Below are 25,882 nucleotides of genomic sequence, written 5' to 3' on the forward strand. Positions count from 1 at the left end.
CCGATTTTTTAGTTTACAGCAGCAGTTTTATCTACCAGGGTATCAGTTTGAGCCCCTGATACCTGAAAACAACACCCTTATGAAGATACTTTTACCACTTTTCATCTCTGTCTTTATTTTTTTTGGGGTACAGACTCCGCAGGTGTACGCCCAGTGCGCGACACCAACAGTTTCCTTCCCTGCCGGCAAAGACATTGCCAAGTACTGCGGACCATCCACAGTGGCATTTAGCACAACCAGCACCGACCATAAACCAACTTACACAGTAAACGGAGGAAGTATTAAATCTTACTCCTGGGAAGTTAATGGTGTGGTAACATCTCAGGACCCAAACCCTACTATCAATTTTCCCACAGCTGGCTCCTATACAGTAGCAGTAACAGCTACCAGCACCTGCGGAAAAACATCAGAGCCTGCCACACAGACCATCATAGTTGAAGCACTGCCTGATCCTCCTTTGGTGGAGGACGTGTATGCATGTTCAGGCAGTAAGGCTACCCTTTGGGTACAGGATGCAAGGACTGAGCTGATATATAAATGGTACAGCACTCCTATTGGTGGCACCCCGCTTGTTTGGGGTACATCGTATACAACTGCACCTTTAAACCAGGACGTAACGCTTTATGTGGAAGCTGTTACACAATCAGGCTGCGTGAGTGCGACCCGTACAGAAGCAAAAGCCATAGCATCATCAATAGTGGGTGGTGCACAAAGCATTGGAAGCAACCAGGAAATCTGCAGTGGTGTTGTTCCAGCCATGTTAACAGGAGCAGCACCTTCAGCTGGCTCTATAACTTACCAGTGGTACCAGAGCATTACCAGCGCAAATACCGGTTTCACTCCTATTGCTACAGGCAGAGACAAAGATTACAACTCGCCGGCGCTTTATACTACAACCTGGTTCAAAAGAGTAGCTTACAGAGATGGCTGTGCTGTAGAGTCTAATGTGGTAAAGATCACAGTAACCACCCCTCCTGCCACACCAACCGCTATCGATACATATGTATGCTCCGGGCAGCAGGCAACACTAACTGTTAGTAACCCTGACCCGACTGTGGTTTACCGTTGGTATGCCACTCCTACCAGTACAACAACTATAGGTTCAGGAATCAGTTTCAGAACACCTGTTCTTACTGCAGACAGATCTTACTATGTAGAGGCTTCCACAACATCCGCCACAAACTGCTTTAATCCTACACGTGTAGAGGTGAAAGTATTTGTAACTCCCCCTATCATCAACTACTCTATAACTGCTAACCAGGCTATTTGCAGCGGTGGCACACCATCAAAACTTATCGGCTCCATTCCCAGTGGGGGTGGAAACGGAACTACTGGAGACGGGTACGTTTATCAGTGGCAGCAGAGTACAGACGGCACTTTTTTTAAAGATATTATTGGTGCTAACGCAATAGATTACTCTCCGCCGGCTTTAAGTACCACTACCTGGTACAGGAGGAAAGTAAGAACCTCCGGCCCCTGCCCGGAGGTCATTAGCAATGCGGTGAAAATTTCAGTCACTCCTTTACCTGTCTCTTTAGACATCGTAGATCCAACTGTATGTATAGGGTCGCCTGCCACTATCGTAATCAGTAATCCGGAACCTGGCTTTACTTACCGCTGGTACGATGTATCCTCTGGAGATCCGATATTAGCAACCGGCGCTTCTTACACGACAGTACCTCTTACCTCCGACAAAACTTACTATGTAGATGCCATCACGGCAGATGGATGTATCACGACACGCAGGCCCGTTAATGTGAAAGTTACAGCCCTGCCTGCTAAACCAGCCGCTGACGGGGTAACAGTTTGCCAGGGCAGCAGTGCTACACTTACTGTAAAATCCGCTGACGACAGACTCTTTTATAGATGGTATAACCAGTCGATGACACTATTGGCGAGCGGCACCACCTACACCACACAGCCGCTTACAGCTAACGCTACTTATTTTGTTGAGGCTGTAACTAAAGCTGCGCCAGGTTGTGAGAGTGAATTAACAACTGTAGAAGTCATCATCTCTGCCCCCATCACTAACAACATTATTTCCGGAGAACAGGAGATCTGCAGTGGAGGCATCCTGAACAAAATAACAGGAACTATACCTGCTGGTAACGGAGGCGGGTTCACTTACCAGTGGGAAAAGAGCGAGGATGGCGCTTTCTACTCAAGTATAGCAAATGCAACAGCTAAAGACTATACGCCCGGCACCTTAACCACTACAACCTGGTTCCGCAGACGGGTAAAAGGCATTGGTCCATGTCCTGAACATACCAGCAATGCTGTAAAAATCACTGTAAACCCGCTTCCTTCTACACCTTCAGTTAATAATGTATCCATTTGCGCAAACACCAGCGCCACTCTGAAAGTAAATTCTCCAGAGGCAAATGTTACTTTTAGATGGTATGCTGTTGCAACAGGAGGCAGTCCCTTGGCTACAGGAAACACTTACACAACCGATGTACTGACTACAAACAGAACCTACTATGTAGAAGGCTCATCCGCTGCCGGATGCGTTAGCCCAACAAGACAATCAGTTACGGTTACAGTAAGTTCTATTCCTAACACGCCACAGGCAGATAATGCAGCAACATGCGCAGGCGGAGCGGTCACTTTATCTGTGGCGAACCCGGACGGAAACATGAACTACAAGTGGTATAACGCTGCTACCGGAGGCACACTGCTGGCTACAGGATCAAACTACACAACTAGTGTGCTTTCTACCAGCACTACATTTTATGTAGAAGCCGAAACGGCAGCAGGTTGTACAAGCCCTTCCAGAAAGGCTGTTTATGTTGATGTAACACCTTTACCAGCTACTCCGGAAGCAAACGGTACAACTATATGTGCCGGCGACAAAGCAACAGTTTTTGTTAACAACCCTGACCCAAGCCTGATCTACCGCTGGTACGACGGAAGTAACCTTTTAGGCACCGGAATATCTTTTACCACAGACATTCTCTCTTACAGCACTACTTACTATGTAGAGGCCATCAATAATGCAGCCGCCAATGAGATGGTTTGCGCCAGCCCTACCCGTAAATCTGTGACCGTTACGGTAATTCCGACTATTGCCAACAACAGTATCAGCGCAAACCAGACAATTTGTGGAGGAGGCACCCCTGCTAAGCTAACAGGCACAACACCTAACGGTGGTGGCGGAAACTATACCTACCAGTGGGAGTACAGCGAAGACGGCACCAATTTCACGAAAGTAACAGGTGCCACTAACCAGGACTTCTCACCAGGTGCGCTTACTTTAACTACCTGGTTCAGGAGAAAGGTGCAGGGCCAGAGTAGCTGCCCGGTACATGTAAGTAATACTGTAAAAGTTACGATCTCCCCTGTTCCTGCTACGCCATCTGCTGCTAATGTGACTGTGTGTGCCGGAGAGGCAGCTACACTCTCAGTTACCTCGCCTGATGCATCTTTAACCTATAAGTGGTACACAACAGCCACAGGTGGAACAGCACTGGCATCAGGCAACTCCTACACGGCAGGCTCCCTGACCGCCAGTACCACGTATTATGTAGACGCTACCACTGCTTCTGGCTGCGTGAGTAGCAGAAGAGCAGTAACGGCAGCGGTAAGACCACAACCAAGCGCACCGACTGTTGCTGACAAAGCTGTTTGCGAAGGCGACCGTGCTACTCTTTCTGTTTCATTCCCTGATCCTACACTCACTTATAAGTGGTTCAGCATAAACGGAACATTATTAGCAACAGGAACCACTTACACCACTGATTATCTGACAGCAAGCATTACCTACTACGTAGAAGCATCAACTGTAACAGCCCCTGTTTGTACCAGCTCACGCAAGACAGTTGTGGTCACGGTAAACCCAAAACCAACTGCGCCTTTTGTTCCTTCAGTTACCATCTGCGCAGGAACATCAGCAGTTTTAACTGTACAATCTGCTGACGCTGATCTAACCTACAAGTGGTATACAGCACCAAGCGGAGGCACACCTATCGCAACAGGCTCCAGCTATACCACCACAACCCTTACATCAGCCAGTACTTATTATATAGAAGCCTATTCGGGATCAGGATGCGTGAGCCCGCGCTCAGAAGCACTGGTAAACGTAACTTCATCACCGGACACTCCTTTTGCAGATGACTTAGCCGTTTGCGCAGGCTCTCCTGCTGAGCTTACTGTGAAGGACGTAGATCCAACCTTAACTTACAGATGGTATAACACGGCTACCGGAGGCATACTTTTGGCAACCGGCACTACTTATACTGTTAACACACCGAGCACTACTACTTACTATGTTGAGGCCGTTACGGCACAGGGATGCGCGAGTGCATCACGAGATGCTGCAACAGTGACTGTCACGACAGTTCCAGGTACCCCTGATGCAGACAATGCTAATATCTGCTCTGGCAGCACAACTACGCTGCGTGTTAATAACCCGGCCACAAACCTGATCTACCGTTGGTACAGCACCAATGGCACACTGCTCTCAACAGGCATTGCTTATACTACAACTGCACTGACTATCAACACTACTTATTACATAGAGGCGGCCACAGGCACAACACCAACCTGTGTTAGCAACCGCAAAGCAGTAACAGTAAACGTAACACCGCTACCGGCAACCCCTGTAGCTGACAACGTTACTGTTTGTGCCGGAACAGCAGCCACCCTAAAGATTAAAGTTGTAGAACCTGACATGAATTACAGCTGGTACACAGTGGCTACAGGAGGAACACCAGTAGCTACGGGTACCTCTTTTACAACAGGTTCACTCACTACGAACAGAACCTACTATGCAGAGGCAACCTCGACCAACGGATGTGCCAGCTCCTCCCGAAAGGCCGTAACAGTAACTGTAACGCCACAGCCGGAGCAGCCAGCTGCTCCTGATCATACGATATGCTACGGAGACCGTGCTACGTTAACAGTCTCTTCACCTGATGCTGCTTTTGTTTATAACTGGTATGATAAAAACGGGGCTCCTCTGGCAACAGGAATTACTTTTACAACAGAAGCACAGTACGCCAGCAACACTTTCTATGTAGAGGCTGCAACCAAAACATCGCCAGCCTGCACAAGTCCGCGTAAGGCAGTTAACGTAAATGTTACACCGCTGCCTGCTGTACCGTTGGTTGATGATGTCATGATCTGTTCTGGCGCTACGGCCACACTACTGGTAAAAAATGCCGGCCCATCAGCTGTTTACAAATGGTACGATGACAATGGTATTCTATTGGCAACCAACACCACATATACCACTGCTTCACTTACGAACGATGCCATTTATTATGTGGAAGCTGCCACAGGATCGGGCTGTGTGAATCCGGTAAGGGCAACCGTAACGGTATATGTTACGCAGCCTATCACCAACAATACCATCACAGCTGCGCAGACTATATGCATCGGAGACACTCCTGCTAAACTTACAGGTACGCAACCGGTAAATAACAGCAGCGATGTTTCTTTCCAGTGGGAGCGAAGCGAAGACGGAATCAACTTCACTAGCATAAACAATGCAACAGGAAGGGATTTTGCGCCGGGCTCACTAAACGTCACTACCTGGTTCAGAAGAACGGCAAAGGTTGTTAACAGTATTTGCCCGCCGCATGTAAGTAATAGTGTTAAAGTTACTATCGTTCCGCTACCAGCCACGCCTGTAGCAGATAATATAACAATCTGCTCAGGAGCAACAGCTAAAGTGAGCGTGTCGGCTCCGGAAATAGGTTTTACTTACAGGTGGTATGATGTGGAAACAGGTGGCAACATTTTAGCCGCAGGTGAAACATTCACGGTAGAAGGCCTGAAAGCAGAGAAGACTTATTATGTTGAGGCTGTCAATCAAAACAACTGTGTGAGCTCCCGCAGATCAGTGACTGTTTTTGTGACGCCACTGCCAGCCATGCCACAGGCTGAGGATAAAGTGATCTGCACGGGCGATTTCACCACCCTTAGCGTTACCAACTTAGATGTAAAGCTTAACTACAGGTGGTTTGATGCAAAAGGCAGCCTGGTAGCAAACGGATCCTCATTCACTACCCCTGCCCTTACCAGCAACACCTTATACTTTGTAGAAGCTTACACCAACACATCCCTGGCCTGCACAAGTCAGCGGAAAGCGGTTAATGTGAGTGTACTACAACTGCCAGCTACACCAGAAGCTGATGATAAGGAGATCTGTGCCGGCAGTGCTACAACACTTTCCATCAAACAACCTGACCCATCCCTTGCATACAGATGGTATACAGCAGCCACAGGAGGCGTTGCTATAGCTGCCAGTCCATCTTTAGAAACAGGAGCCTTAACATCAGACAAAACTTATTATGTGGAGGCTATAACAACAACAGGCTGTGTTAGTTTAAGAAAAGCAATCAAAGTAACTGTTGCCCCACTTCCGGATGAACCACTTGCAGACAACCAGGCCGTCTGTTCCGGACAGCCTGTAGTGCTTTCTGTAAAACAACCTGATGCCACCCTTACTTACAGGTGGTTTGATACGGCCGGAAAACTTTTGGCTACCGGTAATACCTACTCTATCAGTGGCCTGCAAACAAGTACTTCTTTCTATGTAGAGGCAATGACAGCAGTAGGCTGCACAAGTCCGACAAGAAAAGCGGTAGTGGTTAGCGTAACATCTCTACCAGCTACTCCATCTGTTGAAAATGGTGCTATTTGTTCCGGAGAGAAAGCTACTCTTTATGTAAAGAATCCTGATCCTTCGCTGGAATACAGGTGGTACAACGATGCCGCCGGCACTAACCCGGTTGGCTCAGGGATATCCTTTACATCACCTACTGCGCTCTACTCCAACAGATCATACTTCGTAGAGGCAGTTAACACAGCAGGATGTGTTAGTCCTGCCAGAGAGCAGGCGGATGTATTGGTAACAAACAGGCCATCCCAACCAGCCGTGAACGATGCTCTCGTGTGTGCTGGCAGCAGCGCTACTTTAGCTGTTACCGCTCCTGATGCTTCTGTAGTGTACAAATGGTTCCATGCCAACGGCACGCTCCTGCACACCGGCACCACGTATACAACAGTTCCGCTATCGTCTCAGTCAACTTATACTGTTGTTGCGTTTGCAGCTACTGCTTCGGGTTGCACCAGTACAAGTGAAGGTGTAACCGTAAGTATCGTAACACCAATAACTAGCAATAGCATCAGCAATGGTCAGACGATCTGCAGTAATACAACTCCTGCTACACTGAACGGTTCATTGCCCGCTGGCGGCGGAACTACTGGATTGGAATACCAGTGGGAACGTAGCTCCGATGGATTGAATTTTGCGAGCATCGTTGGAGCTCACGGACAGGATTACACGCCAAATGCGCTAACATCGGATACCTGGTTCAGAAGAAAGGTAAAAGCTGCCGGCCCTTGTGCAGAAAGCATCAGCAATACAGTAAAGGTAACAGTGGTGCCACTGCCTGCTACACCGGTAGCAGAAGGTGAAACAGTTTGTGCCGGCAACTCTGCCACGTTAAGAGTTAACAATCCTTCTTCTACTGCTGACAACATTACTTACCACTGGTACAATGTTGTTTCCGGGGGCAACTCCCTTGCAAGCGGCATTTCCTTTACTACCCCTATACTTACAGCCAGCACTACTTATTATGTTGAGGCTGTTAATGGGAACGGATGTATCAGCAGCTCACGCAGGGCAGTTCAGGTGCTGGTTGATCAGCCGATAAGCAATAATTCCATCAGCTCACCCCAGCGTGTTTGCAGCGGAGCCACCCCTGCGGCCTTCACAGGCACTGTACCAGCAGGTGGCAACGGCACCTATACTTACCAGTGGCAATACAGCACCGACGGAGCGACCTTCACAGACATACCAGGCGCAACGGGTCAGGGCTACACTTCTGCAGACAAGTTCGTGGTTACTACCTGGTTCAGAAGAAAAGTAATTGCCGGTGGACCATGTGCTGAAAGCATTAGCAATACAGTAAAGGTAGAAGTAGTACAACTCCCGGTTGCCCCTACAGTGAATTCTGCAGCCATTTGCCCGGGCAACAGCGTAACGCTTTCTGTTTCTGCCATGGCTGGACTTACAGTGGAATGGTACGATGCTCCACAAGGTGGGAACCTTATTTTTATAGGCAGCACCTTCAGAACTCCTGTGATCAGCTCTACCACTTCTTACTGGGTTCAGACTGTGAACGCTAACCGTTGTGTGAGCGCCACCCGACAGGAAGTTAAAGTAAACGCAGTTGGCCCTCAGGTAGCTATTACCGATAACATTACCATTACGGAAGGCAAAATGGTACAGCTTAACGCTACTGGCGGAGTTGCTTACAGCTGGTCACCTGCAGAGGAGTTGTCTGATGCTTCCATTGCCAATCCGGTGGCCACACCTACAAAGACAACCACTTACTATGTGGCGATAACAACCAAAGAAGGATGTACAGTTACAAAAGGTGTGACCATCACAGTGCTGCCAAAGGTTGAGATTACAAATGTGATCACACCAAACGGGGACGGTTTCAACGATAAGTTCCTGATCCGGAACATCGAAAACTACCCTAATTGCATTGTGGAAATCTATACCCGGTGGGGTGAAAAGATCTTTGAATCGAAGGGATATAGTGAGCCGTGGGACGGCAGGAAAAACGGTACGCCGCTGCCGATGTCGGCCTACTACTATATTATCCGATTAGACAAAGATTCGGCACCAATATCAGGAAGTGTAACAATTGTAAAATAAACACCAGAAGAGATGAAAAGAATTTTAGCAGTTGCATTGGTTGTTATCGCCACAGTTGCACAGGCCTATGCACAACAACGCCCACAGTACACGCAGTATGCGCTTAACAATTACCTGGTTAACCCTGCAGTGGGTGGCATAGAGACCTACACTGATCTCCGCATGAGTTTCCGCAGCCAGTGGCTTGGTGTGGAAGGAGCACCAGAGACATTCTATGCGTCCATACAGGGTTCTATCGGATACCAGGGCAACGGTTCTTCGGGAAGAACCGCAAAACCAAACAGGTACGGTTTCTCCAGCAGAGGAGGTTATAAAAAAGCAATTCCACACCACGGTGTGGGTGCCGTGGTTCAAGTGGACAAAGCAGGATTACTAAGGGCTTCTACCCTGAACGGAAGCTATTCATATCACCTGCCCCTTACCGGTTATTTCACTTTATCAGGAGGGATAGCGGCCGGTGCAACACAGTATAGCGTAGACATGCAGGAAGCAAGCCCGGTTGATCCGAATGACCCGTACCTGACCGCCATGAAGCTTAACTCAACCAAGCTTGATTTAGGGTTAGGGTTGTGGTTGTATACCCCGGATTTTTACGTAGGTGTGTCGGGAATGCAGTTGGTAAAGAGTAAAGATGATCTTCAGGGCGATTCCCCAAACCTTTCGCTGCAGCCACACCTTTATGCTACGGCAGGTATGCGCTTCCAGCCTGACCGGGACCTGGCACTCATACCTTCCATCATGGTAAAAGCAACAGCATCAGCGGCACCGGCAGTTGACTTTAATTTGCGGGCCCTTTACAACCAACAGGTTTGGGGAGGTGTGTCTTACCGCCACAACGATGCCTGGGCAGCAATGGCAGGTGTTAATCTAAATTACCTCCTCGACCTGAGTTATGCCTATGAAGTCGCAACATCCAATTTAAACCAGGTAAGTGTAGGCACACATGAAGTAGTGCTGGGTATAAAACTTAACAACCGCCGCAAGGTGATCTGCCCAATGTGGGTATGGTAAAATTCCGATAAGTACCTGTGAACTGATTATACATTACCCAAAATAAAAACAGCGGCCGGAGCAGATGTTCCGGCCGCTGTTTTTATATCTGTCAACCAGACACAAGAATAGAAAGTATAAAACATTACCTTTGCACCTGATATTTTAAATCGAACAGATTATGAGCGCCAAGAGCTTTGAGATCCTTCTTGAGACTGCCTTTGACACTGAGAACCCTTCCGTTTTTGAGGAAGGAGCCACAAAAGTATATGAGCAATTTGAAAAAGTTTACAGGGATACGCATCTGAAAGGAGGCAAACTGACAGAAGAACTCAGCTTCAGGTTTGAGCGGCTGCGTTTAGGCGTGGCTATCGCTTTTGTAAAAGCTTTTACACGCCTTTCCACCAATGAGAAAAGCAAGGAAGCACTCGACACATTAAAAGAGGCATTAAAAGCAAAAAGCACCCGGGAGATTGATAAGATTGTTCAGAAGAAGATTACCACCTTCGATAATCTGTACCACGAGATTTTTGTTAATGAGCAGCGCGAGCAGATACTGGAGCTGTTTGAGCGCACCTTGGATGCCGCCACAAAGGAGGAGCTGGATGAGCTAATCTTTGAAGGCCTTGATCTGTTGCAGGAAGTAGATTGGGATGCTGCGGAACAGGAGGAAGACGATGATATAGAGCCTTTAGATGAGGATTTCCTGAAAAACATCTAACTTATCTCCTGAAAACGTAAGTATGGAAATTACACTGACTACACCTGCCTTACTTTTTCCTGCTATTTCGCTGCTCCTACTGGCCTACACCAACCGCTTTATGGCTCTGGCAAACCTGATCCGTAGTCTGAAGCAACGGTATGCCACCACCCAAAGCCAACTGATTTACGGTCAGATAGAAAACCTGCGTATTCGTCTGGTGTTGATCCGAAACATGCAGGCATTTGGCATCAGCAGCATCTTCGGCTGCGTATTTTGTATGTTTATACTTTTTGCCGGCTATACCACCGCCGGAAAGTATCTTTTTGGAATCAGCCTAATCCTACTCATGGTTTCCCTGGCATTAGCCTTGCGGGAGACACAAATTTCTGTTAATGCCCTTCGCCTTGAACTTGATGACTTGGAGGAGAAAGAAAACACTGGTGACAAGAGTATCTTATAGCTTCACCAAAATTGTAAACCCCCTTTAATCTTTCTGCTTTTCAAGCATTGTTGCTTAAGTTGTTCATAACCCTCCTACCTTCTATAACAGCAATTCCCCAAAGGTTTTTTAAAAACTTACACAACTTTAGAAAAACAATATATAAAACAAGATTTTTCACAATACGTTTGACTGTATTATTAAGGTATAAACTTTAGATTTAAAGGGATGAAGCTACGCTTATTCCTCCTCTTTCTATTCACTTGTTTCTGTTACAAGGTAAATGCAACTCATATTGTAGGAGGCGAGTTTGAATTGCAGCACCTAACAGGCTATAACTACAGGTTAATTTTAAACCTGTACTTTGACGACGTCCATGGAAACCCTAGTCGAAAAGACAGGTTTGTTAGAATAGGTATTTTTGAAAAAGGCACAAACCGCTTGATTTCAAGAATGGAACTTAATATGCGTGGTGAGTCAGCTATCAATTATACAAATGTAGGCTGCACTACTAGCGACCTTAAGACCTCAAAAATCATATACTATGAGGACATTTATCTTGATCCTTCTATTTATAAAAACCCTAATGGCTATTACGTTGCCTCTGAAATCTGCTGCCGAAATCCTCCTATTAGTAATATAGTTTCGCCAGGAGACGCAGGAACTACCTTTTATTTAGAGTTTCCTGCTGTAGTAAAAGATGGGGCATTTTTTATGAACTCATCCCCTAAGTTCTCTCCTCCTCTAAGCGACTATGCCTGCGTCGGCGAGCTGTTCTACCACAATTTAGCTAGTACAGACGCGGACGGAGATGAACTTGTGTATGACCTGGTGACTCCCTTGAATGGTCATAGCAAGCCTGGTAAAGATGCAGTACCCCCTGCATCTCCTGCACCCTATCCTGAAGTACAGTGGCAGCCAGGGTACGATGTCATGAATCAGGTACAGGGTACGCCACCAATGAGCATAGACAAAACTACAGGCAGACTTACTGTTAGACCTAAAAGCCTTGGATTGTTTGTTTTCGGTGTGCGGGTTCAAGAATTCAGAAACGGTGTTAAGATTGGCGAGGTCAGAAGAGATTTCCAACTCCTGGTTAAGTCATGCCACCGGAACGAATCTCCTCAGGTTTCAGCTTTGGTTCCAGGCACAAATGAACCTTACCAGGAAGGACAGGTGCTTCGTATAAGTTCAAAAGACCCGCGGTGCATAAAGGTAAAATTTACTGATCCGGACGAGGGTGAGCCAATCTCACTTACAGTGAAGCCTGTTAACTTTAACAACAGTTTCTTCAGCTTAGAAGGTAATATAAGCGGTGTTGTTAATACAGGAAATCAAGACGAAGTATTAGAAGCAACTCTCTGTTTAGACGCTTGCTTTGATACAAAAGGAAGTGTTTACCAACTTGACCTGATTGTGAGTGATGCAGGCGACAATGGCTGCAGTTTACCGCGTCAGGATACGTTGCAACTTAGTCTTATAGTTGAACCACTACCTAACAGCCCTCCCTCTATCTCGCTTTCTACCACTAAAAGGACAATGGAAGTGTCTGAGGGCGATGTTATCAGTTTTGATGTAGCAGGAACAGATTTAGATAACGAAGAGGTCACTGTTTCAGCTACTGGTAAAGGTTTTGATCTGAACTCTCAAAAAATAACTTTTGAAACAAAAAGTGGAATTGGAAAAGTCACAGTACCTTTTACTTGGCAGATAGACTGTGAAACTCCTAAAAAGAGTTTATATCAGGTTGAATTTTCTGTTACTTCCACTTCCTGCGGTAATCAAATAACTAAAACAGAGATTATTGATGTTATACCTAGAAGGTATGACATAGGTAACAACCATATTTCTAAAGGTCAGGTGGTATGTTTGGGTGAAACACCTGACCAACTTACTGGCAGCACTCCCACTGGTGGCAGAGGAGAGTTTATTTATGTATGGGAAATTTGTACTTCTGGTTCTCAGGACGAATTCAAACCTGCTCCAGGCATAAATAATCAACAGCACTATACACCGCCCATGCTAAACCAGACTGCTTGGTACAGGCGAAGAGTTACTTCTGGAAATTGCGATGTAAGTTTAAGCGAAAGTGCTAAAATAACTGTTGATGTGATACAACCATCAGCAGGCGAAGATGTTATAATTACCCAAGGAGGCTTTGTCGGACTTTCAGCTAAAGGAGGAAAAACATATTCCTGGTCTCCTGAAACGGGACTGTCTGATCCAAATATCCATAATCCAATTGCGAAGCCACAGGAGACGATTACTTACACCGTTACTGTTACAACTCAATATGGCTGCGTCTATACAGATGAGGTTACTGTTACTGTGCTCCCTCTAGTTGACCCCGCCAACGCCATCACGCTAAATGGCGATAATATGAATGATACTTGGCAGATACGCAACATTGAGCATTACCCTAACTGTCGTGTTCAAGTGTTTACCAAATGGGGCTCGCTTGTATATGAATCTAGAGGCTACAAAAGCCCTTGGGATGGAACGCACAATGGTAATCCCCTTCCTATGGCCGCTTATTATTATGTTATCGACCTTGGCATGGGTAAAAAACCAGTTTCCGGAAGTATCACACTAATAAAATAATAGCTTATGAGACCAGTTTTTACTTTACTATCTCTGGTTTTCATTACCTTGTCTGTTAGATCTCAGCAATTACCCCAACATACACTTTACGTACAGAATAATTTCCTGCTCAATCCTGCAGTAGCAGGTATAGAGAATTACATTGACCTACGCGCAGGCTACCGCACCCAATGGGTAGGTATGGAAGGGGCGCCAACCAGCTTCTATGCTAGCTTTCATACTTCTCTAAACAAAAACGATAGAAACACAAAGCGTTTGAGCATGCGGAACAACGGCTCAAATCCAGGGTCAGGAGCTAATACAAACAACCGCTTTTATATTAAGCCTCACCATGGATTAGGTGCAGTTGCTCAGGTGGATAAGGCTGGACTACTCAAAACATCCTCCTTAAGCCTTAGCTATGCCTATCACCTACCTTTAACTAGTAGAATTAATCTCGCTGGAGGTTTACTGGCAGGAATAAAGCAATACAGACTAAATGTAGATGCGCTGGATCTTGTCACTCCTAATGACCCTTTTGAGGCAAGTGATTTTAGTAATATGAATAAGGCTGACTTGGGCGTAGGCTTATGGCTGTACAGCAACTCGTTCTTTCTGGGAGTTTCTGGCATGCAACTTCTAAGAAGCAATTCAAACAGTGCAGAAGGAGGACCTTATGCGACTCTTCAGAAACATTACTTTGCAACTAGTGGAATAAAAATAAAGGCATCCAGTGAATTAGCTCTAACTCCTTCATTAATGGTTAAGATGGCTGAAAGTGGAGTTGTAATGGTGGATGGAAATGCAAAACTAACGTATAATGATCGCTTTTGGACAGGAATATCCTACCGCCATAATGATGCTTTTGCAGGCGCAGTTGGCATCTATATCAATCACATGTTAGATGTTAGTTATTCCTATGATGTAACAACATCAGCCATAAACACAGTAAGCGCTAACACACATGAGGTTGTGATAGGTCTTAAACTGAATAACGCTCAAAAAGTGCTTTGTCCGCAGTGGGTTTGGTAAAATATTAAGCGACTATTCTTCAATATTGTAAGCTACTTATAGAAGACAGTGTTTGTTAGGCTAAAAGGGAAACGCAGCAGGTATAATACTTCATGAGGATTATGATATAGAAGTCATACCTAATATTGCTACCTACAAAAGCATTAGCCGTCCCGTCAGTTGAACTTAATTAGCAGGCACTACACAATATTTTGTTTTAGTACACTAATTCAAAATGATTCTGTGGCAACCATGGCAGATTTCTGTCTTACTTAATGCCCTTCGCCTTGAACTTGATGACTTGGAGGAGACTTCTGAAGAAGGGAAAAAATAAATACTTGTTCAACAAATCGCCTTCTATACTTCTACTGCTTCAGGCCCTGGATTTAAATACTTTTCTTCCCAGCATTAGTCACTCATTCGCCTTCTTTTGCCCCTTTGTTATTCCTCCTTACTAAATAATATAGATAAGTTATATATATTTATTATCTTGAAATATCCAACTAAGTATAGATAACATCAAATTCCTGTATAGCTTGAGTTGGTTTTATTCATACCATTCTACCTTTAGTATCAAATGAAGAAACATCTACTGTTGCTGCTTCTGCTGTCTCTCTTAGTTTGCTCCAAAGCAATGGCAACACATATTGTAGGTGGCGAATTTGAACTACAGCACCTTTCAGGTTACAACTACAGGCTCTACTTTAATTTGTACTTCGACCAGGTAAATGGTCTGCCCGGAGCCAAAGACCCCTTTGTTGATGTTAATATTTTCGAGAAAGGTACAGACAAGCTGATCAAAACTATAAGGCTAAACAGAAAGTCAGAAACCAACCTGAACTACACCAATGTCGGCTGTACCACCAGCGACCTGAAGACATCAAAGTTGGTTTATTTTGAAGACATTTACTTAGATCCTTCCATTTATACTAGTCCTGCCGGTTATTATATGGTATGGGAGCGTTGCTGCCGCAATGGTACTATTACAAACATAGTTACCCCCGGCGAATCGGGAACAACTTTTTACATGGAGTTTCCTGCTGTTGTGAAAAATGGAACGTTTTTTAAGAACTCCTCCCCAAAGTTGCCTGCCCCACCTAGTGATTATGCCTGTGTTGACGAACTCTTTTACTATAACTTTAAAAGCACTGACTCTGATGGAGATGAACTTGTTTACGATTTAGTTGATCCACTTAATGGCCACTCCTCGCCAAGTAGCATAATTCCTCCTCCCATCAGTGCTCCCTATCCGGAAATTAACTGGCTTCCGGGTCACTCCAAAGACAACCAGATACAAGGTAACCCTGCCTTAAACATAGACTCTCAAACAGGTAGACTTACGGTTAATCCTGGCTTTGTTGGGTTATATGTTTTTGGAGTTCGCTGCCAGGAGTTCAGAAATGGAGTAAAAATTGGTGAAGTACGAAGAGACTTTCAGTTGCTTGTAAAGGCCTGCAGCAAAAATGAATCTCCTGAAATTTCCGCCAAGCTAACCGATAATACAACGCCTTATGTGAAGGGACAGGTACTAAAAATAGGAGGTACAGATTCACGTTGTATAAAAGTATACTTCACTGACCCGGACAAAGATGAGCCACTTACGCTTACCGCAGTTCCTGTAAACTTTAGCAATAACTTCTTCAGTTTGTCCGGCACAACAAGCGGCGTGGTAAACACAGTGACAGGTGAAAGAGTGCTGGAAGCCTCACTTTGTCTTGATAAATGCTTCAGCACCAATGGTGAAGTCTATTTACTGGACCTCATTGTAAGCGATAATGGAGACAATGGATGTGGCTTACCCAAACAGGACACCTTACGTGTCAGTCTGCAAGTGGAGCCTCTTCCAGACCAACCACCAGTCATCTCCTTGTCACCAAATAAAAGGGTAATAACTGTAGAAGCAGGTGATATTATTAATTTCGATGTACTTGGTTTCGATCCTGACAACGAAGAAGTGACATTATCAGCAGTAGGTAAAAACTTTGACCTGAACACGCAGAACATCACTTTTGAAACCAGAACAGGTGTCGGGCAGGTAACCTCCCCTTTTACCTGGCAGATAGATTGTAAGGCTATTAATGAGCCAAGTTACCAGATAGAGTTTACTGCCACATCATCCTGTGGAGAGGATATAAAATCAACTACGATAGTTGAGATCAGAACCAGACGGTACGACATTGTAAATAACGTTGCCACAGCTGAGCAAAGCATCTGCTCCGGTCAAACACCAATAAGTCTAACGGGTAGTATGCCTTCAGGAGGTAAGGTCGCTTATACTTACACCTGGGAGGCGAGTACCACCAGTAGTACCAGTGGCTTTACAGCGGCTCCGGGCATCAACAATACACAACATCATACCTCCCCGGCATTAACCAGAACAACCTGGTTCAGAAGAAAAGTTACTTCAGGTTTGTGCAGTGAAAGCTTAAGCGAGGCTGTGAAAGTCACAGTTTACGAGAAAGTAGATAACAACACTGTCTCAGGTACCCAGACTATCTGTATCAACACCGCTCCTGCTCTTTTAACAGGCTCTGCTCCGAACGGTGGCAGTGGTAACTACGGCTACCTTTGGGAGTACAGCCAGGAAAGTGAAAGTACCGGTTTTCAACCAGCCAGTGGTGTAAATAACGAGCAGAGCTACCAACCCGGCTCACTTTCCCAAACGACCTGGTACCGAAGAGTGGTAAGCTCCTCTCCATGTGAGTCTTTGCCTAGTCAAGCTGTGAAAATTACGGTGGTACCTTCTGTAACCCAGAATACAATTAGCGGTAATCAATTAGTGTGTTACGGAAAAGCTCCTGCACCACTTAAAGGCACTTTACCAATGGGTGGTACCGGAAGCTTTACATACCGCTGGGAGTACAGTACTGAGAGCGCAACGACAGGGTTTTCCCCAGCACCAGGTGTTAATACAAGTGTGGACTATACTGCCCCTCCTTTGTTTAGAAGCACCTGGTACAGGCGCGTAGTTACCTCTACACCTTGCGAGAGCATCAGTAATGCAGTATTTGTGACTGTTGATCCCTTACCTGATCCTCCTACGGCAACAGGTAGTATAATTTGTCCGGATGAAACAGCAACTTTGAAGGCAAGTTCACCTGCTGCAAGCTATATTTTAGAGTGGTATGACCAGGCTACAGGTGGCACTCTTTTACATACAGGCGACACCTATACAACTCCCTCACTACAGGTAACTACACATTATTTTGTGCAAACCGTGAATAAAAATGGCTGCTCCAGTTCAGAAAGAATAAAAGTAACAGCCACAGTTATGCCGCCAACTGCTGACGCAGGACCGGACAGAACTATCATCCAAGGTAACTATGTAGAGTTAAGAGCTAAGGGGGGGCTAACTTACTCCTGGTCACCAACAACCAGTTTATCAACTCCTAACGCTCAGAATTCTGTTGCAAGACCACAGGAGACAACCACTTATACTGTAACAGTAACATCGGAGTACGGCTGCATCTATACAGATGAAGTGATAATCACTGTACTGCCCCGCATAGAACCGACAAACGCTCTTACCTTGAACGGTGACAACATAAATGACACCTGGCACATCAGAAACATAGAGTACTACCCAAACTGCCGGGTACAGGTTTTTACCAGGTGGGGCGCCCAGATCTACGACTCAAAAGGGTACCAGGAGCCATGGAACGGTACGCACAACGGCAAGCCGCTGCCTATGGCCGCTTACTATTACATCATTGACCTTGGCATGGGTGAAGAACCAACTGCTGGCAGTATTACCTTAATTAAGTAATCAACATGAAGTTAATTTTTTCTTTACTTTTCCTGGTTACTTTAACCGTAACTGTGTGTGCTCAGCAAATGCCACAGCGAACGCAGTATACGCAGAATAACTTCCTCTTAAACCCGGCTGTGGCAGGTATTGAAAATTACACCGATGTGCGTGCCGGGTACCGGAATCAGTGGATAGGTCTGGAAGGAGCACCAACAAGCTTCTATACCAGCATTCACTCATCCCTGAATAAAAACGACAGAAATGTCAAGCGCCTGAGTATGCGTGGCAGAGGTTCTTCCGCCGGGTCAGGAGCCAATAAGAACAACCGGTTCTATGTAAAACCACATCACGGAATTGGCGCTATAGCTCAAATGGATAAGTCCGGATTACTCAGAACTTTCTCCCTGAATCTTAACTATGCTTATCACCTGCCTCTGACAAGAGAAATCAATATGTCGGGTGGTGTTGTAGCAGGCTTAACGCAATACCGGTTAAATAAAAATGCCTTGAATCTACTTACCCCTGATGATCCTTTTGTGGCAGGTGACATAGGGAACATGAATAAAGTGGACCTTGGTGTTGGAATCTGGTTATACAGCCAAAGCTTTTATGTGGGGGTATCAGGTATGCAGCTCCTAAGAAGTAGTTCCGACAACGCTGCAAGTAGACCAGGTGCAGCATTGCAAAAGCACTATTATGCTACTGGCGGTGTCAGAGTCAGAGCATCTGATTTGGTAACCCTTACACCTTCAGTCATGGTAAAAATGGCTGATAACGGACTTACTATGGTGGATGTGAACACGAAACTGATGTATGCCGAACGCTTTTGGTTAGGCGCCTCCTATCGCCATAAGGATGCGGTGGCAGCAACAGTTGGTGTTTACTTAAACCACATGCTTGATGTCAGTTACTCACAAGACATTACCACTTCTGACCTAAACAGGGTTAGCGCTAACACTCATGAAATTGTTCTTGGCCTAAAGCTAAATAATGCACAGAGAGTGCTCTGCCCGAGCTGGATCTGGTAAGCCTCACATGCCCTCCATTACATAACTTTTCAGGTGTTCTTACCTGCAGGGGTGTGGAATAAAAATTATCTAATCTTGTTCCTATTTTTGACACCTCATCATCAGTTGTTATCGTATAACCTGAATAACATATCATAAAAAGTAAATAATTTATAAAAAATATAATACTTAAAACTAATTTGTATAGAATCCAGAATAGTGATATATGCTAAGCATAGACTTACAAGAACGCCTGCCGTTTGCCTGCTAGTTTTTGTTTTGACGAAGTTACTTTAAAAGTAGTACAGATAATACGCATCGGAGAAGAGAACACCTCATTATCATTGGCAGAGTAGTTGGAAAACTAGGTGACAGGAAATTAGAGCGAAGAGAGTAAACACGCGGCGCTATTTAAAATAGAATTTATTCGTAATAATAAAAGTTTGATCAATGTCTAAAGCTAGAACATTCATAAGGCTTGTCTTTATCTCTTTCAGGCACATGTTTTTTACTAAACTTTACGGAATGGATATCCATAAATCTTGCCGCATTTCTTTGAGGGCACGTTTAGATAAAACATATCCCAAGGGCATCCATATAGGAGAAAGAAGTTATGTAGCAGCTGGTGCTGTTATCTTATCTCATGATTTTACAAGAAACATACATTGTGATACCTTCATTGGTAAGTCTTGCTTTATCGGCATAAATGCAATTGTGTTACCTGGCTTACGAATTGGAGATAATGTAATTGTAGGTTCCGGAACTGTTATTACGAAAGATGTGCCTGCTAACAGTATAGTAGCAGGTAATCCCGGCAGAATAATCAAATCTGGTATAGGAACAAAAAGATTTGGTCAACTTGCTAAGAGTTAATCCAGGTGTCTTAATTCTTGCTCTAGTAATGTTAGTAAGTTATTTGGAGTATCATAACTTACGTGATATAGTAATCAAAATAGCTGCTCCGGTTTTTGGCTTGGAAAAGCAAATAATTAGAAAACATAAAAGCCAGATTTTAGCTTATGAAGAACAAAATTCAGAGATAAAGGAGTGCGATTTCCTTTTAATTGGAGATAGCCACACCTATGGAATACCAGAATTTGAACTGCATCATACTTCGACTGTCGCTAACAGAGCGCTCAATGGCGAGACTACAAAAGGAGTATTATTCAGATTAGAAAAGAATATCTTATCTCTAAATCCCACTTATACGGTTATCCAATTAGGATATAATGATCTAAAATACCGATCAGTAGAAAATACTATCACTAATTATAAAAAGATCCTTTCGGAGCTTAAAAGTGAGAGAACTTACATTGTAAGTCTTTTTCCTGTCTTTCATGAAAGAACCTTCATTAACAGTAAGATAATCACCTTCAATAAAGCATTAAGAGACATTTGTGCAGGTTCGGAGAACTACATATATATTGATATACACAGGAAGTTATATGATTATTCATTGAAAGGTATCAACCCAACATATACCAGTGACGGAACTCATTTAACAGCTTCAGGATATAGCATTTATGTTGAAGGACTAAAAAATCATATTCTAAAAAATTGAACAAGACCACCCTACTTATACTGTACCATCGAGTATGGCTGCATCTATACAGATGAAGTAACAATCACTGCACTGCCCCGCATACCCTTTCAGGTGTTCTTACCTGCAGGGGTATGGAATCAATTCAAAAACTTTAGAAAACTTTTAAAGTTTAAGTCCCTCATCCTCAGTAGTGATCCTAAAATCTTAAATGTTGCAACAAGGAAATTAAAGTTTTTATCCTATATTTAACAATTTATATTTAATTTTTGCAAAATATAAAGCAATTAGATTCTTTGAGCGTAGCTTTACAAAAATGCCTGCCATTTACCTGGCAGCTATTTGATTTCCTGCTTACCTAACACACGACGAATGGCGAAGATACTTATAGCAGACAATTTTGCCCTGATCAGGGAAGGTATCAAGAAAGTACTGCACAGCGAGCCAGAAATAACTGTTGTAGCTGAAACAGATCATGGGGGTAATGTCCTTCGCTTAGTTGAGAAACATAAAATAGATATCGTACTCTTAGACATCAACATTCCAGGCATGCATGGTCTTGATATATTGAAAGACCTTAAAAAGCACTTTCAGAACCTGCCTGTGCTTATGCTTAGCATGCACCCGGCCCAGGACTATGCCTTGCGTTCCCTAAAGCTAGGTGCTTCAGGCTATCTCAGGAAAGACTCTCCTACCGAAGAACTGGTAAAAGCAGTACAGATGATCCGAACCGGCGGAAAGTATATACCATTTGCACTGGCAGAGCAGCTGGCAAACTGGATGGCAGGAAACAATGGCGAGGAGAGTAAGCACGCGGCACTATCAAACCGTGAATTTGACATTATGCAGCAGCTAGCTACAGGTACTACCTTAAAGCAGATTGCGGAGACTTTGAATATTACTGTCAGTACCGCTACCACTTATAAAAACAGGATGTATAAAAAAATGGGCTTCAGCACAAACGCAGACCTGTTGCGGTATTGTTTTAAAAACAACCTGATCCTATAAGCTACACTTAAAGGCCTGACCTTTACAAGTCACTTCTACCTGCCACTATTGTCACGAAAATAGTGACATACAATTACCTAAAATATCTACACAACTTTTTCACCCCTTCATACGTAGCCTCGCAACATTTTACCTACTTTTGCCAAAGTATTGTCACCCAGAATGGCGAAGCCATACCCTGAAGTGAAAATCATAGAACAAAACACACAGAATATAGATTTTATCTAATATATATCTTTAAAAAGAAGATATGTAGCTGCCTTATATTTAAGGTGCTCTTGTTCAAAAAATCAATATGTTTTTTACTGATCAGAAGCAATGGCGTGTGAGCCAGAATGGCGAAGCCATATCTTTTAGCATTCAACACGCTTGATAACATGGAGGAAAAGAACTGGTACGCCATCTACACAAAGCCGCGCTGGGAGAAAAAAGTGGCGGGCATGTTAAGCCAGGCGGGAATAGAAAATTACTGCCCCACTACAAAGGTGGTGCGCCAGTGGAGTGACAGAAAAAAAACCATCATAGAACCCCTGTTCAAATCCTATGTTTTTGTAAAGGTTGCCGAAAAACAGAAGTGGGAAGTAAGAAGCGTGCCTGGAGTGCTGAACTATGTTTACCACCTGGGTAAACCTGCCGCTATCAAACAGGAAGAGATAAATGCCGTCGCAGATTTCCTTAAAGAGCACGAAAGCGTGAGTGTACAGGAAATAAGTTTAAATGCGGGGGATGTGGTAAAGGTCAGAAGCCTTCCTTTTTCAGACCTGGAAGGAGAAGTGGTAGCAGTTAGAGGCAACGAGGCAATCCTGCAAATAACAAGTATGGGATTAGCACTGGTAGCCATCAGCAAGCGCAACTTGCAACTGGTAAAGACGCTGCAGACAAACTAAGAGTTTTATACCTGCTGCCAATGTTTTAACTTGCACCCTTTAAGGCTATAAATTCAAACTTCGCTCTACTCAAACTACGGTTCTCTTATATAATACTTCTACACCCTTTATGATTTTCAAGTACAAACGCTTTTCTTTTTTTAGTAAGCCCCTGCTTTTACTATGCATCCTTTGCTGTTCTTGTGTGAGCCAGAAAGAAGTAATCTATTTTCAGGCAGACCAATCCGGAAACGAGACGCAAACAATCGCGCAAAAACATGTATCTAAATTGCAGCCAGGTGATATACTTTCTATAATGGTGAGCAGCTTAAGCCCTGAAGCCAGTGCCATGTTTAATCCTTACCTACAAGCCAACGCTACAACGCAGCAGCAAACAACACAATCTACTGCCCCTTCTCCGGCAAATGGCTATTTGATCAATGAAGAAGGCTTTATTTCGCTCCCGTTGGTTGGAAAAGTAAAATTAGCGGGCTTAAGTACAAGTGAGGCCACAGATCTGGTGACAAAACACCTGGATAAATACCTGCAACAGCCTACAGTTAATATCCGCATCCTGAACTTTAAGATCTCTGTGTTGGGTGAAGTAACCAGACCAGCTTTATATACCATCCCCAACGAAAAGATTACTTTGCCGGAGGCTATAGCCTTGGCAGGAGATTTGACTATATACGGGAAGAGAAATAATGTGCAGGTTATTCGTGAAGTTGATGGCAAGCGTGTTTTCTCACAGGTAGACCTTACCGAGCGTGATCTGTTTAACTCCCCCTATTATTACCTGCAGGCAAACGATGTCGTGTATGTGGAGCCTACGAAAAGTAAAGTGATGTCAAGCGACAGAACAGTTCAACTCATTCCGGTTGTACTCAGCGGGCTTAGCTTGCTTACTGTTATTGTTACTTCTCTAACACGCTAATCCATTCCAGATCTTACTGCCTTTTATTTTTATATAAAGATGAACAATACCGACTTAAATAAGATCTTATTCAAGCAGCAGGAAGAAGAAACCATTGACCTTGCTGAGATCCTGTACAAATACCTGGTCCACTGGAAATGGTTTGTCATATCATTTGTACTGGCACTTGGAGCAGGATTTCTGTACCTGAAAACACAGGCCCCTATTTACAGCATCAACAGCAGCGTGCTCATAAAAGACGATAAGAAAGGTTTAGGCCAGGACGACATGCTGAAGCAACTCAACATCTTCTCCGGCACAAAGGTAGTGGATAACGAAATCGATATCCTGAAGTCTTATACCTTAATGGAGCAGGTTGTAACAGACCTTAACCTGCCGGTTCATTACTATAAAAGCGAACAATTAAAGAATATTGAGCTTTATGGCGTAAGCAGCCCCGTAAAAGTTACAGTTGTAAAGCCATCTGATCCAGGCGAAGATGCAGAGCCGCTTGAGTTGAAAATCATCAATGATAAAACTTTTCTGTTAAACGGCAACGAAGTAGCTTTTGATAAAGAAGTAAGCTCAGCTTACGGTACAATCCTGATCAGCCTGACTGGCAATGCCCCGGATGTAAAAGAGTTATTTGTTACTATCAGACCTGTATCTGCTGTAACAGAAAATTACATGGAGCTCTTAACAGTAGAAGCCAGCAGCAAAATGTCTACTGTGCTCAACATGTCGCTGGAAAGTGCTGTACCGCAGAAAGGCATCGACATCTTAAACAAGTTAGTAGATGTCTATAACCAGGCAGGTTTAGAAGATAAAAATAGAGTAGCAGCTAATACGCTTACTTTTATTGAGAATCGCCTGAAACTTGTATCAGAAGACCTGACTGAAGTAGAAAAAAATGTAGAAGCATATAAGGCTTCGGAAGGTATCACAGACATCAGCACAGAATCTAAATTATTCTTAGAGAGTGTTCAACAAAACGACCTGCAATTAAACCAGATCAAGATACAGGAGAGTGTTCTAAACAGTGTGTACGACTATGTACTGCGCAAAAATAACACCGCAGGAACAGTACCTGCAACCCTGGGGATAAATGACCCTACCCTGCTGGCACTCATAAATCAGTTGGTAGAGCTGGAAGCGAAGCGGGAGCAAACTGTAAAACTCGTAAAGGAAGACAATCCATTGATGTTGGCAATAGATGAACAGATCAGGAATGTCAAGATCAACTTAAGTGAAAATATTCAAACGTTTCAAAAAAGTTTGGCCATCACCAGGCAAAAACTTGAAGGCCAGAATGCAAGAATAGAAAGCACCATTAAAACAATACCAGGTAAGGAGCGAAAATTAGTAGATATAACCCGCCAGCAAGCCATTAAAAACAACCTGTATACTTTCCTTTTACAGAAAAGAGAAGAAACCGCCCTCTCCTATGCTTCAGCGGTATCTGATAGTCGCATCATTGACAGAGCCCGAAGCAAAAACAAACCAGTAAGCCCGAGCAAGACAAAGATATTGTTACTATTTGGCTTAGTAGGCTTGGCAGTTCCGTTTGGCATCATCTTCATCAAAGACTTGCTTAACAATAAGATCAGTAGCAGACAGGAAATAGAAAAAGCAACGAAAGCTCCTATTCTAGCAGAAATTTCCTATTCAGAACATGAAGAAGCTTTAGTGATTACCAGTAAAGAGCAAACTATCATAGGGGAACAAATTAGAGCTTTAAGAACGAACTTAGCTTTTGCTTCTCCTGGCCAGGCCTTACAAACGATTCTCTTCACATCCAGCATGACTGGCGAAGGGAAAACATTTATATCCTTGAATCTAGGTGCTAGTCTGGCCATGATAGACAAGAAAACAATTATCCTGGAAATGGACATGCGCAAGCCTAAACTTCATGCTTCGCTCAATATCCAGAACAACCTGGGCATCAGCAATTACCTGACAGGGCAAGCAAGCTTAGATGAGATCATACAACCAGTACCAGGACAGGAAAACTATTATATTATTACCTGTGGCACCATCCCTCCTAACCCAGCAGAGTTGTTAACAAAGGGACGTTTAGATGAACTTTTCCAGAGCCTGCGAGCGACTTTTGATTACATTATTGTAGATGCCCCACCGGTAGGTGTAGTAACAGATGCACAAATTCTGGAGCAGCAGGCGGATACAACCATCTACATCCTAAGACACAACTACACCCTCAAATCACATCTACCATTGGTGGACTCCCTTTATAAGGAGAGCAAATTCAAGAATATGAATTTGGTACTTAATTCTGTTTCTGAAAGAGCAGGTTATAACTATGGGTATGGATACGGCTATGGATATACAGAAAACCCTAAGGGTAAGAAAAGAAAAGCTTTTGCAAGAGCGTAAATAGATAACAAT

General features: G+C 44.1%; 14 protein-coding genes. All 14 read left to right on the plus strand.

Going from position 1 to position 25,882, the window contains the following annotated elements:
• The first annotated feature begins 79 nt into the window (after window positions 1-79).
• The 14 genes from ACFSRY_RS10595 (at window position 80) to ACFSRY_RS10660 (ending at window position 25,870) form a co-directional block, all read left to right on the plus strand.
• Window positions 80-8,674, plus strand: coding sequence for an Ig-like domain-containing protein (locus tag ACFSRY_RS10595; protein WP_377506668.1), 8,595 nt, complete (start codon window positions 80-82; stop codon window positions 8,672-8,674).
• Window positions 8,675-8,686: 12 nt separating this feature from the next.
• Window positions 8,687-9,685: a PorP/SprF family type IX secretion system membrane protein gene (locus tag ACFSRY_RS10600; RefSeq protein ID WP_377506671.1), complete on the plus strand. Its 999-nt coding sequence runs from the start codon at window positions 8,687-8,689 to the stop codon at window positions 9,683-9,685.
• Between the two features lie 160 nt (window positions 9,686-9,845).
• A complete protein-coding gene (locus ACFSRY_RS10605) occupies window positions 9,846-10,385 on the plus strand; it encodes a hypothetical protein (protein WP_377506674.1) in 540 nt (179 codons plus the stop codon).
• Window positions 10,386-10,407: 22 nt separating this feature from the next.
• Window positions 10,408-10,827, plus strand: a complete 420-nt coding sequence (locus tag ACFSRY_RS10610) for a DUF2721 domain-containing protein (RefSeq protein ID WP_377506677.1) — start codon at window positions 10,408-10,410, stop codon at window positions 10,825-10,827.
• 207 nt (window positions 10,828-11,034) lie between these two features.
• On the plus strand, window positions 11,035-13,407 hold the full coding sequence (locus tag ACFSRY_RS10615) for a gliding motility-associated C-terminal domain-containing protein (RefSeq protein ID WP_377506680.1): 2,373 nt from the start codon (window positions 11,035-11,037) through the stop codon (window positions 13,405-13,407).
• A gap of 6 nt (window positions 13,408-13,413) precedes the next feature.
• Window positions 13,414-14,418 carry a PorP/SprF family type IX secretion system membrane protein gene (locus ACFSRY_RS10620; protein ID WP_377506683.1) on the plus strand — a complete coding sequence of 335 codons (1,005 nt, stop codon included), beginning with the start codon at window positions 13,414-13,416 and terminating at the stop codon, window positions 14,416-14,418.
• Between the two features lie 613 nt (window positions 14,419-15,031).
• Window positions 15,032-18,163 (plus strand): Ig-like domain-containing protein, encoded by a 3,132-nt coding sequence (locus ACFSRY_RS10625; RefSeq protein ID WP_377506686.1) that lies wholly within the window; start codon window positions 15,032-15,034, stop codon window positions 18,161-18,163.
• A gap of 5 nt (window positions 18,164-18,168) precedes the next feature.
• On the plus strand, window positions 18,169-19,173 hold the full coding sequence (locus ACFSRY_RS10630; protein WP_377506689.1) for a PorP/SprF family type IX secretion system membrane protein: 1,005 nt from the start codon (window positions 18,169-18,171) through the stop codon (window positions 19,171-19,173).
• Between the two features lie 504 nt (window positions 19,174-19,677).
• On the plus strand, window positions 19,678-20,025 hold the full coding sequence (locus ACFSRY_RS10635) for an acyltransferase (RefSeq protein WP_377506692.1): 348 nt from the start codon (window positions 19,678-19,680) through the stop codon (window positions 20,023-20,025).
• Window positions 20,012-20,713, plus strand: coding sequence for an SGNH/GDSL hydrolase family protein (locus ACFSRY_RS10640; RefSeq protein ID WP_377506695.1), 702 nt, complete (start codon window positions 20,012-20,014; stop codon window positions 20,711-20,713). Before ACFSRY_RS10635 ends, ACFSRY_RS10640 begins: the two co-directional genes overlap by 14 nt.
• Before the next feature lie 351 nt (window positions 20,714-21,064).
• On the plus strand, window positions 21,065-21,700 hold the full coding sequence (locus tag ACFSRY_RS10645; protein WP_377506698.1) for a response regulator: 636 nt from the start codon (window positions 21,065-21,067) through the stop codon (window positions 21,698-21,700).
• 335 nt (window positions 21,701-22,035) lie between these two features.
• Window positions 22,036-22,587, plus strand: coding sequence for a UpxY family transcription antiterminator (locus ACFSRY_RS10650; protein WP_377506701.1), 552 nt, complete (start codon window positions 22,036-22,038; stop codon window positions 22,585-22,587).
• A 184-nt stretch (window positions 22,588-22,771) separates the two neighbouring features.
• Window positions 22,772-23,500: a polysaccharide biosynthesis/export family protein gene (locus tag ACFSRY_RS10655; RefSeq protein WP_377506704.1), complete on the plus strand. Its 729-nt coding sequence runs from the start codon at window positions 22,772-22,774 to the stop codon at window positions 23,498-23,500.
• 39 nt (window positions 23,501-23,539) lie between these two features.
• The gene (locus tag ACFSRY_RS10660; RefSeq protein ID WP_377506707.1) at window positions 23,540-25,870 is read left to right on the plus strand and encodes a GumC family protein; all 2,331 of its coding nucleotides are present in this window, start codon (window positions 23,540-23,542) and stop codon (window positions 25,868-25,870) included.
• Window positions 25,871-25,882: the final 12 nt, after the last annotated feature.

The organism is Pontibacter locisalis (assembly GCF_042684605.1).
GTDB classification, from domain to species: Bacteria; Bacteroidota; Bacteroidia; order Cytophagales; family Hymenobacteraceae; genus Pontibacter; species Pontibacter locisalis.